Origin of the sequence: Arsukibacterium indicum (genome assembly GCF_019100565.1) — a bacterium.
GTDB lineage: Bacteria > Pseudomonadota > Gammaproteobacteria > Enterobacterales > Alteromonadaceae > Alishewanella > Alishewanella indicum.
Genome location: NZ_JAHRID010000009.1, coordinates 196,704 through 207,644, shown reverse-complemented (window position 1 = coordinate 207,644; position 10,941 = coordinate 196,704). Strand labels below are relative to the sequence as shown.

Here is a 10,941-nt window from a genome sequence, read left to right as displayed (position 1 = left end):
AACCAGATAATCCGATGAGATGCCGGTCTGTCTCACTCTCATGCAAAGGTAAGATCAACCATTTAATCCGCTTACCCAATATTTATAATCAATTTCCCACTAATGCAAAAAGCTGGGGAGCTGCAAGGAAAGCACTAAATTTGTTCTTAAGAGATGTTACATATAACAAGGACCTTTGCGAATACTACGATCTTTCGCGAATTAGAAAATGGCTTGAAATACCGCTTGATAGCCATGTAGCTTATGCATTGAAAAAGGAGCCAGAGGGTGTGAATTTGCCTAAATGGTGCACTATTAAAAGACTTACCCCCGAGATAAGCAGAGAGTTTCAAACTGTTGCAACACGAGTAGCTCAACGAAAACGAATAGCGCGTGTTGATTTAGATATTTATTATTGGCTCCCTTGATAAAGGTTTTATCCCCCTGAAAATTCACTAAACAAACTTACGTTTCTCATAATTTTCAGCAAACCAAGCATAACTCCTAATATTTGACTCCTTGGCTTTCTTACTGATTTCACGGCGCTTCAACGAGTCAGGCTCTTTTTGCTCATACATCACCCCACTAAACTCCTGCCTGAACATCGTCGGCAGTAAATGACTATATGTTCTGTCAATCATTTCAATGCTTGTCCCGCACTGTTTTGCTAGTGCTGCGTAATCAGCCTTACTCTTTAAATTCCAAGTGATGTAAGAGTGGCGAAGTGAGTAAAGGGTGCGTTCACCGTATGGGCTCTGCCGCAGATTAAGTTTCTCAAGGATATCGGTAAATTTTCTGCTCAGGCTTTTAGGTTCTGTACCGTCAGATAGTCGGAACACTTTGTCATCGGCTTTTCGATCTGGGAAGCGTTCAACGAGTTGTTCAAGATTGGCAACGAAGTCGCTACGTACAACAACTTGCCGAGTACCGGTATATAAAGTAGTTTTGCCTTTACGAACGGCTACGGTGATTTCTGGTACACCATCTGCCAATCTAAAACTGATATCGCGCCACTGTACGTGTTCAATCTCTGTGCCTGGCCTCATACCCGTTGCCAGCGCAAAGTCGATGTAGTCTTCCATCAGCTCAAGAAGCATTTTGCTTTTCTTGTTTTTAGTCCGTTGCATCTCGTCAGTAATAAAGTCAGAGATTTTGCGATACTCTTCCCATGTGAAAGCGGCACGACGTTCTTGCCGTTTGCCGTCAGTTTCAAAAGCTGGAATATGGTATTTGGTGATTTGGCCTTTTCTTAATGCCTTGTCGTAAATTTTACTGAGTGCAGCATTGTGGCTTTGTAAAGTAGATTTTGATGGTTGCCGGCCAAACTTCACTTCGCGCCAACGATGGAAGTTGTCCATATCAGACTGCGTGATTTGGTCTATGCGCTGGTCTTTGAAAAATGGGATATGGTAGTTCAGCAGAATGCCTTTGTAGATTGAGTTATTCTTCTTTGAAACGCCTTTATCAATCAACGCCTCAAGATCAGCAATGACCTCATTCGCAAGTGCGGTAAACGGTTGAGCACCAGCCGCAATACCAAGTTTTATCTCTGCTCGACGCTTGTACATTGCATCAATTGCTACAACTTTCGCTTTTTCTAACTCGGTCTCGCCGGTCGAAAAGGTAACGTGCTTTTTATCGACTTTAAAGCGGGCGTACCAGCGCTTTGAATTGGTCTGAGTATAAAGGTATAACCCCTCCATTACTGCAACTCGTTCCTGATACGCCAACGCTGCCTCCTGCTAGATATAGCCTCGATGCTTATAGTTGTATGCCCATTCGTCCATGCGTTGCCGTAACTGCTCATCGTAAGTTACGTCTTCAAACTGCCGAACGACTCTCTCTTTGGTTTCCAGCTCAATCCCGGACAATTGCCGACCGAACATTCTCGGGATGACGTGGCTATAATGTTGCTCAATCATTTGAATGCCAGTGCCACACTGCCGCGCTAACACATCAATACTGACGTTTTGTGCTGCCAGTTCCCACGTAATGTAGCTGTGCCTTAGCGAATATAAACTTCTTTGCCCATATTGTGAATTCTTCAACTCAATCAATTCTAAAGCATTATCGAAATGTCTGTTCATTTCCTTAGAGGTTGAGCCATCAGAGAGACGGAACAGCTGCTCAGTACCAACTCGATCAGGGAAACGGTCTGATAGTCGGTTCAGCACTTTGACTATTGCTGCTTTACACACGATCTCGCGGGTGCCGGTATATTTTGTCGTCTTGCCCTTCCTCACAGTGACATAAAACCGTATCTGCGAGTCATCCCGTTCAGGGTGTAAATCAGCCCATGTTAGATTATCCATTTCTGAGCCAGGCCGCATGCCAGTCAGAATAGCAAAATCCATGTAGTCTATAAGTAACTCGCGGAGTTGGCGGGTTTTCTCCCGTCTGCCTTCCTTGGCCATCTGTACTACTTGTTCTCTTACTCGCGCATATTCATCTACCGTGAATGCGGCACGCCTTGAACCACTAGCGCCTTTGTTTTCCAGAGTCGGTACTTGAGATATCAGCATGTACTTACGTTTGACCGCAAAATCGAATACCATTTGCATTGCTGAGTTGTGGTTTTGGATCGTGGATTTAGCCGGTATCCTGCCTAACTCTTTGACACGCCACACGTCAAAATCGTCAAGTTGATCTGCATCGATACGCGTAATGTGGGTGTCACCAAAGAAAGGGATATGGTATTTATTGAGTGCACCAATATAGTCATCATAGATGACTTTTCCGGTGCCTGTTGCCATTGCTACTCTCATTTGGTGGATGACTTTTTCGGCAATATACGAGAAGCGCTTAGATTCGATTACAAAATTATTCGTCTCAAAGCGGATCTCATATTCGATTAGGAGGCGGTGAGCTTTTGCGATTGCCTCTGGTAAGTCACGGGTTTTGGTAGAACGGGACAGGTAGACGTTTTTGATTTTTAACCGAGCAATCCAGTTGTAACAGTTAGATTGCTTGTGGATTTGAAGGTTAGGTGTAAGCTGGTGTTTTTCAAGGATTTTTGCCATAACTAGACTCCTGAAATCGAAACACCTTTTGTGAAGTTTTCATAAAGGTGGAGGATTTTCTCTGTTAAGCTATTGAATTAATAGCATCAAGAGTCTACAAGCGTTTCATTCAAAATCCGCCGGGGGAAACTCCGTGTCGGTTCGAGTCCGACCCTAGGCACCAAATACTTTCAGAACATTAAATTCAATTTACCTGTAGCTAAGCGATAGTTTTTTTTCGTGTTATTTCCGCTCCTTGTCGATCTACATATTGTTTATCCGACTACGTAAAGTAAGTTAATCACTGCTATCTTTGCTGCAGCATTTGTCGCTGATGCCGGGCCTCATGCCACGGCTATGTAACTTATAATCACTTTAATTCTGACAGACCAGGAGCGAGCCAATGAAACATAACCCGGTAGTGCACTTTGAAATTTACGTAAACGATATGGCGCGTGCCAAAGCTTTTTATCAGGCGCTATTTGAAATCGAGCTGGTGCAGATGCCATCACCCACGCCGGAGATGGAAATGGACATGTGGTTTTTTCCAATGGACAAAGAAAACGGCATGAATTATTACGGAGCTGGCGGCAGCCTGGTTAAGATGGCAGGTTATACGCCTGGCAGTGGTGGTACCCTGGTGTATTTTGGTTGTGATGATTGCGGTGTAACAGCAGATCGCGCTGCAGCGCATGGTGGCAGTGTTCATCAGCATAAAATGTCTATCGGGGATCACGGATTCTGTGCTGTTGTCCGCGATACAGAGGGAAATTTAATTGGCTTACATTCTATGCAATAAACGACACGGTGCAAACGATTAGGTTTTGCCATGAAAAGTGAGTTAGCGCGGCGTAAGTTTGATTGGGATAAGCACAGTCTGGTTGATGACCGGCGCCGCCATATTATTAAGGTGCTGGCTGGTGCCGGGCTGGTGTTGGGCTCAGGGTTTGCCGGTAAACTGGCCTTTGCCGGTTTGTTTGGCAAGCCGGCAGGGCAAATTGTAACATGGCTTGGCGAACCTGGCTTGTCAGCGCCTGCCGGGCACGTGATGTTACAGCCGTTGTTACACCAAACCAACCGGGTGTTAGATGATGCATTGGCGCTGGGACATCGCTATCTTTTGATCCCGTTAAAGTGTGGAGTAGCCCTTATTATCACTAGCAATTTGTAAGTTTCACCGACAAACTGCTGTGACCTTGACTACTATTGAGTCGTTATCCCAAAATCTGACGGCGTTATCCAGTAATCTGGATTAGAAATATCATCAAACTGCATGGTTGGGTTAGGGATGCTTAAAAAGAACTCAGGCTTGCCATTAATCAGCGGAAATACTGCTTTGGTCAGCGGATGCTGCTGCATTAATTCGTTTATTTGACCAGTTTTTGCGGCTATTTCCATGCCGGCTTGCAGTTTTTCCGCTAACTCAGGAGCCGATTTTGACACATAAAAGAACACGGCAAAGGGGTAGTGCAGCATAATATCGTCATAGCGCATGAGCTCCGGATAGGTGGTAGCCCGCTGCTCAAGTTCCAACAACACATCGTGATAGCCCCGCGGGAAATAGTCACAACGGCCCAGCGCTACCATCTGAAACAGTGTTTCATAATTTACTGACGTGGTAACCCTGAGGCCTGCCTGAGTTAGAATGGTGGTATCGGCCCAGTGCTGCCCCTGACATGCAATTTTAAGACTGAGCGCAGACAGCGAATTAATCCCGGCAAACTCCTGTCGCTGCGTTCTAGCGATAATAAACTTCCGAAAACCAATCAGACCGCGCGTTGTTGGAATTTCAATAGCGATTAAATCGTCCGCCAGTGCCGTTTCTGCGCCAAGCCAGTATAAATTTATTAAGGTACCTTTTTTTAACTCAACTTTTGCTCTGCCCTCAGAAATAGCAGGCACTTGCCTGACAATAACGTTGCTGCGGTCCATCCCCGAATTGGCCAAAGCGATATCTAACAGGCGTATATGGTAGTCATGGGAAATATCATGCAATGAGCGGGGGGCCGGTACGGTAATGGTTATTTGGTTTTCTGCAGCATAAGCGAAGCAACAACACAGGCCTGCCAGGCAAAGAATCCGGACGATTAAAGTCAACATTACGGCTGTCCTTTTACTACTTGCGATTAACCCATATCTAATGAAAGCCCAGATCAAGGCCACTTGTTTAATATTTCATCATAATGGCCAGATGCTTTTAGTTTACTTAGCTGTTCATCAAACTGTTGCTGCAACGCAGAGTCTTTAATAATGGCACCGTACGAAGTGGTGTTAAATATTGGATGTATGGCTAATTGCTGGCCTGGAAAGTGTTGCTGCATAATATAAACCAATAACCTGCGCTCGCCGATTACGACATCAGTCCGGTGATTTACCAGCAACTTTAATTGTAACTCCCGCTCAGCAATTTCTAAATAATTGGCGTCCTGCACCACGTTGGCAAATTCCTCGCCCAGTACTGATTGGGCGAATTGATAGGCAATAATGTTTTTTTCAGCTAAATCTGCAATAGAATCAATAGTGTGATTTTCGCTTTTTAAAGATACGGCTACGTCTTCAAACGGAAGATAAGTTTGGGTTAAATGGCCATGTTCTGGCGGAAACGCCGCGGGGCTGGCGACATCATATTTGCCCTCGTTAAATTCTTTAATAAGGCGGTTATAACCTAACAGCTGAAACTCGGTGTTATAGCCCATCGTGCTGAAAATATGCCGGATAATTTCGACGTCTATACCTGTGACACCTTCATCTTCCTGATAGTACGCCCAGGGCGGGCCGATATTTACCGCTACCTGCAGCGTTTTCGGCGCGGCGAAAACCTGCCAGGCAAAAAGAAAAGACAACAACACAATGCGCATCATAAACACCCGGTACATGCTAATAGCATCAGTCTACCATCTTAGTCCGGATCTTTCAGTGTCTGCTGAACAGCCTTAGGCTACGATGACGCTGTCAGTCTGCCTGCAACGCTTGGTTTCGCTACTAAAGTTTAGCCTGACACACCCGGTTGCGCCCTGCTGCTTTTGCCTGATAAAGCGCTTCATCTGCCTGTTGGATAAGGCTGGCAGAATTATCAGTCTTGTGGCATTGGGCTACCCCTATGCTGGCAGTACAAAGAGGGATGCTGTTGTTTGCTGACGTGTATTGCTGCAGCGAAATCCGGATACGATCTGCCAGCTCAACCGCCCGGTCAATTGTTGTGTCAGGCAGAATAATCAGGAACTCCTCACCGCCTATTCTGCCAACATAATCGGTTTTTCTCAGCTGCTGGCAGCAGCACTCTGCCGCAGTTTTCAGTGTCTGGTCCCCAATCTGGTGGCCAAAATTATCATTAATTGCTTTAAAATCATCTAAATCCAGCATCATTATGCTAAGCGGCGTATGCTGACGGGTAGCCCGTGAGATTTCAATATCCAGGATCCGCATCGTTTCGCGACGATTAATCAAATTCGTTAGCTCATCCGTTGTTGCCATTTTCTCTAATTGCGCCGTGCGCTTTTTTACCTCCGCTTCCAGTCGCAAATTTGACTCTGCCAGACGCTGTTCTGCCCGGGTAAGCTCAGCAATTTTAGCTTGCATATTGCGCTTGCTCGGCAGATTAATCGCGTGCGGTAGCAGATACCAGAGTAAAATGGCGGTAGCGATCGATATAAGGCCAGTGGCTGATTTTATAATGCCATGGATATAGTAATAACCATGCCAGACATTAATGATGCCAAGTAGGTGAGTGGCACCGCAGAAAAAAATAAAGCCGGCGAACATCAGAAACATCCAGTCAAAACGCAAGTCATCCCGCGCCCGAACCAGCCGAACCAGGCCAACCGGGATTAGCATATAAGCTATAAAGGTTAACAGGTCGCCACCGACATGCAGGACCAGTAAGTCTGTGCGCCATAGCAAACAATGACCATGCGGCATAAAATCGCCGTTAAGTAGTTCTTGAATAAATTCCATTTTGTAGCCAGTCCCTATTATTTACCATTCAGCTTAGCTGACATTCGCAGATAATGTCGCGGCAAAAGAAACAAAACAGGCGAAAACTGGCAGCCAGGGCTTGCTGTGCTAATGAATTTCTTTCGCTAACTTTAGCATCTGGGCGCTGAGGTGAAAGCCCTGTTGCCTTGCTATTGTCAGGTTAACCCGGAACGATATCCGGTTTGGTTCGGCAATCAGACCAAACATTGCACCCTGCCGAAATAGCTCAGCACCTTCTACCACTGTGAGGCGGTCGGATGCTTGCAGCAACTGCGACCATTCGGGTTTGGAGGCAAGTTCTGCAGTTAAATATAATACGGTGCATTCTGATGCCTGATCGGCGGCCGTTAACAGCGAGACCTGGGCCTGTTTCGCCAGTATCTCTGTTAGCGAATTAAATACTCCGGTATCCTGGGCGATGCAGTAATGCTGCTGCGCCGGTGGATTATCTGACCATTCACTATACTGGACAAACCGGTACAACAAAGCTGCTTTTAACGTTGCCTGGGCCGGTTGGGCGCGGACAGGCGAGATCAGGCAAGCACCAGCTGCAATGATAAACACCACCAGCAACCTGCTCATCAGAAGAAATTCCAGTTAACTGATAACTCTGCCGTGCGTCTGGGTTGCCGCAGCGCAGCTGCTGACGGCAGCGGGGCGTCAACGTAGGTTTTATCAAAGACATTTTTCAGGCCCAGCACGATATGCAACTTTGGGTTGTACTGCCAGGATAAAAGCAGATCATGCCTGGCATAACCGGGCATTTGGCCGAGACGGCTGGTTCGGGCTGATGTCGCAAACATATGCCAGTTAATATGCAGATCATCCCGCCATAGCGGTTGGCTGTACTGCGTTTTAAACAGATGTTCCGGCGAGTTGGTTAATTCCATCTGATCATTTTTATAACGGGCCCGTTGGCTACTTGCAGAAAGTTGCAGTTTTGCTCCGCTTTGCCATGTTTTCGCAGCAGTAGTTTCAATACCGTAGGCTTCGACGGCACGGTCATTGAAAAACTGCACTATGGCACTTTCACCATAATTCCCGGTAATGAGATTGCGCACCTGTGAGTGATAAAAGGTGGCGCTGACAGACCAGTCATCAGCAAGTTGGGCCTGCCAGTTTACCTCAAGCGTATCGATTAACTCAGATGCTGGTACAGGTAGCTCATTATATAAATTACTTTTCTGCTCATATTCATTGGGCGCACGAAAAGCCGTGCCGTAACTGAGCCTGACACTTTGCAGATCAGTCAGCTGCCAAATCCAGCCGAGCTTAGGACTGAACTCCCGAACATTCTGTTCAGTGTAATCGTAGCGAAAACCACTGATAAATTTATGGTTATCAGTAAATTGCCAGCCATGCTGCAGGTACAATCCAATTCTGTTGTTATTGCTGCTGACCCCTAGCACCGGAATAACATCATCAATACTGAACTGATAACTCTGATGCTGGTCGTGTTGGCCATCAACACCAAACAGCAAATGATGAGATGGTCCGGGTTGATAACTTAAGCGGAGATCGAGATTGGTCCATCTGCCGGTTACATCAAAGTGGTAACGGCGTAGCTCGCCGGTTGGAAAGATAAACGGGGTAAACGTGGTAAGGTCAAACCCGTTGGTTGATAGATGCGTGTAGAGCTCAGACTTGTCGCTCAGGCTTAGACCGTGTTGCAGCGAAATAAAGTAGTTGCGGTTCGTTATTTTGAAAATATCGCTGCGACCTGGATCTTCTGCCAGCACGACTGGCTCCTGTCGGGTCCGTGCCACGCCTGCCATTTGTAATTGCAGCCGTCGATAACGATAGCTGGCTGCCAATTTATGGTTAAGGTCATTATTTAACGTCTGTTGTGATAATACAGGTTCTGGCGGGTTAATATCGGCAAACGCAATGTCATCTTGCTGGCTTCGGCTAAGCGATACCCAGCCTTCATGCCCACTGGCATGGCGCAGGCCATAAGACATTGATAAGTCTATCTGATCGCGTTGGTTTGCGGCGAGGGCGAGCTGCCCCCCCTGCAGTTTATTACCCCGCTTTGTTATAACGTTAACCACACCCAAAAACGCATTATTGCCATATAAAGCTGAGCCACTACCCGGACTGTATTCCACCCTATCTATCAGTTGCGGATCAATATAAAAGTTATTGCCAATCATGCCTGCATCATAAATATTGTCATTAACCCTGGTACCATCAACCAGCAGCAATACTCGTGCATTGTAATCACCTGGCCGGCCTATACCGCGGGCGCTCAGATAGCCGTAGCTGGTGTCTGAGCTGACATATAAGCCAGGAAATAAACTGAGAATTTCAATCAGGTTTCTCAGGCTGAACCGGCGGATCTCTTCATCAGTTATGATATACGTAACTTGGGCTGACTTACCGGCACTCTGGGCATGGCGTGCTGAGGTTGATACCTCAATCAGAGTAGGATCAGTTGCAGTAGGCTGCTGCAGCAGTTCTTCCAGGGTTGGAACCTGTTGTGCCTGTAGCTCTGCGCTGCTCAGACAAAGAAGCAGCGCTTTAATCAGCACTGTATATCTGATAACCATTTTTCCCCGCCCTTTTTGCCTGATACATGGCCTCGTCTGCCAGCTGCAGTAATGTCGCTGCGCTGTTACTGTGCTCTGGACACAATGCCACGCCGATACTTAATGTTACCGGCATTTGTTTGTTTTTCACCCAAATAGGTTGGTTGATCTTGTGTATTAACCTCTGACACACTTGCTCAGTAAGTTGCGGCGTTACCTGTTTGGGCAGCAACAGGGCGAACTCGTCACCCCCCAGCCGACACAAGGTATCGTCAGCCCGGATAGCAGCCTGGATCCGGCCGCTGATCTCTATCAGCACTTCATCACCGGCATCATGACCAAAGTTATCATTCACAAATTTAAAATTATCGACATCGATAAACATCAGTGCCGACATCATATTACTGTTGATACTATCAAGCACCATCTGGTTTAACAGCTCAGTGAAACTATGTCGGTTCGGCAGTTGGGTCAGGCTGTCTTTCATTGCAAGATGTTCCAGTTCATCTCCCCGGGCTGCCTGTTGTTGTAATTTGCTGCTTAGCTCTTCCTGCCAGATTTCTGCCCTTTTCAACAACTCATTAAAGCGCTGGGTTAGGCTGCCAATTTCGTCATTGTCGACCACTGATGCTCTTAACGAAAAATTCCGCTCGCTGGCGACTTTTTCTGCCAGAGCCGACAAGTCAACTAAAGGTGAGAGCGCTTTGCGTTGCAGCGATATTAACAGTCTGGCGGCAAACCAATAAATAACAATCATCAATGCTGAAATGATAAATAAGCCCCGCAGGAACCAGTTCATTAACTGATGCAAACTCTCGCTGACATACAGTACACCTTCAATGTTATCCCGAACGATTACTGGCACGGTAAGGGCAATTTCCAGCCCCTGATAACGTCTTACCGGTTGGGTTAAAGCTGGCAATGGTTGCCAGGGTAGGGTTGGTACATCTGCTAAAGAAGCGAATAACTCTCCGTCAGCACTATACAGTGCCACGGCTTTGATATCGCGGCTTTTGACAAGTAATTCCAGTTCATGTTCAGCGGCATCGGGGTCATTGAACACCAACATGGCAGATACATTATTTGCCAGTTGAATAGCGGCCAGCTCTGCCGCACTGCCCTGGCGCTCACGGGCAGTCAGCCACAGCATTATTGCAATCAGGGTGAAGGTAATCAGCATACTACCCAGCAAAACAGTGAGGTTTTGCCGGGTCAGTTTACGTACCAGTGAGCGGCGGGGTTTAATTGGGCTCAACAAAGCCTCTCTACTTTTCATACTGGAATTTATAGTACATTAAGTCATACAAAGCAGCAGTACTTCAACTGATTATAAATGAAAAGCTGATTTGTGAAGCCGAAATAACTGGTTGTCAACCTGAAGTAAACCTTAAATTGAAGTGGTAACCGAGGCTGATAAGTCACTCGCAAACGCGTGCCGTCGTAATGTTGAAGCTTTCACG

At 46.5% G+C, this 10,941-nt stretch carries 11 protein-coding genes; 3 read left to right on the top strand and 8 right to left on the bottom strand.

Annotated elements, in window-relative coordinates:
• On the top strand, positions 1 to 407 hold a 407-nt coding region (locus tag KQY15_RS17185), incomplete at its 5' end, for a hypothetical protein (protein ID WP_217671138.1).
• 27 nt (positions 408 to 434) lie between these two features.
• Here the strand turns inward: KQY15_RS17185 and KQY15_RS17180 are convergent.
• Entirely contained in the window at positions 435 to 1,709 is a 1,275-nt protein-coding gene (locus tag KQY15_RS17180; RefSeq protein WP_217671137.1) for a tyrosine-type recombinase/integrase, read from the bottom strand.
• 12 nt (positions 1,710 to 1,721) lie between these two features.
• A complete protein-coding gene (locus tag KQY15_RS17175) occupies positions 1,722 to 2,999 on the bottom strand; it encodes a tyrosine-type recombinase/integrase (RefSeq protein WP_008224320.1) in 1,278 nt (425 codons plus the stop codon).
• A gap of 382 nt (positions 3,000 to 3,381) precedes the next feature.
• Between KQY15_RS17175 and KQY15_RS17170 the strand changes: the two genes are divergently transcribed.
• Together KQY15_RS17170 and KQY15_RS17165 are read left to right on the top strand one after the other, a co-directional pair.
• Positions 3,382 to 3,777, top strand: a complete 396-nt coding sequence (locus KQY15_RS17170) for a VOC family protein (RefSeq protein WP_217671136.1) — start codon at positions 3,382 to 3,384, stop codon at positions 3,775 to 3,777.
• Positions 3,778 to 3,807: 30 nt separating this feature from the next.
• Positions 3,808 to 4,149 carry a hypothetical protein gene (locus KQY15_RS17165; RefSeq protein WP_217671135.1) on the top strand — a complete coding sequence of 114 codons (342 nt, stop codon included), beginning with the start codon at positions 3,808 to 3,810 and terminating at the stop codon, positions 4,147 to 4,149.
• 32 nt (positions 4,150 to 4,181) lie between these two features.
• Here KQY15_RS17165 and KQY15_RS17160 read toward each other — a convergent pair whose 3' ends face one another.
• The 6 genes from KQY15_RS17160 to KQY15_RS17135 form a co-directional block, all read right to left on the bottom strand.
• Positions 4,182 to 5,078 carry a type 2 periplasmic-binding domain-containing protein gene (locus KQY15_RS17160; RefSeq protein ID WP_217671134.1) on the bottom strand — a complete coding sequence of 299 codons (897 nt, stop codon included), beginning with the start codon at positions 5,076 to 5,078 and terminating at the stop codon, positions 4,182 to 4,184.
• Positions 5,079 to 5,131: 53 nt separating this feature from the next.
• A complete protein-coding gene (locus tag KQY15_RS17155; RefSeq protein WP_254795790.1) occupies positions 5,132 to 5,839 on the bottom strand; it encodes a substrate-binding periplasmic protein in 708 nt (235 codons plus the stop codon).
• Positions 5,840 to 5,960: 121 nt separating this feature from the next.
• Positions 5,961 to 6,932 carry a GGDEF domain-containing protein gene (locus tag KQY15_RS17150; protein WP_217671133.1) on the bottom strand — a complete coding sequence of 324 codons (972 nt, stop codon included), beginning with the start codon at positions 6,930 to 6,932 and terminating at the stop codon, positions 5,961 to 5,963.
• A gap of 108 nt (positions 6,933 to 7,040) precedes the next feature.
• Positions 7,041 to 7,535 (bottom strand): YfiR family protein, encoded by a 495-nt coding sequence (locus KQY15_RS17145; protein WP_217671132.1) that lies wholly within the window; start codon positions 7,533 to 7,535, stop codon positions 7,041 to 7,043.
• A complete protein-coding gene (locus KQY15_RS17140) occupies positions 7,535 to 9,502 on the bottom strand; it encodes a TonB-dependent receptor plug domain-containing protein (protein ID WP_217671131.1) in 1,968 nt (655 codons plus the stop codon). Before KQY15_RS17140 ends, KQY15_RS17145 begins: the two co-directional genes overlap by 1 nt.
• Entirely contained in the window at positions 9,474 to 10,736 is a 1,263-nt protein-coding gene (locus tag KQY15_RS17135) for a sensor domain-containing diguanylate cyclase (protein ID WP_217671130.1), read from the bottom strand. Before KQY15_RS17135 ends, KQY15_RS17140 begins: the two co-directional genes overlap by 29 nt.
• Positions 10,737 to 10,941 lie beyond the last annotated feature (205 nt).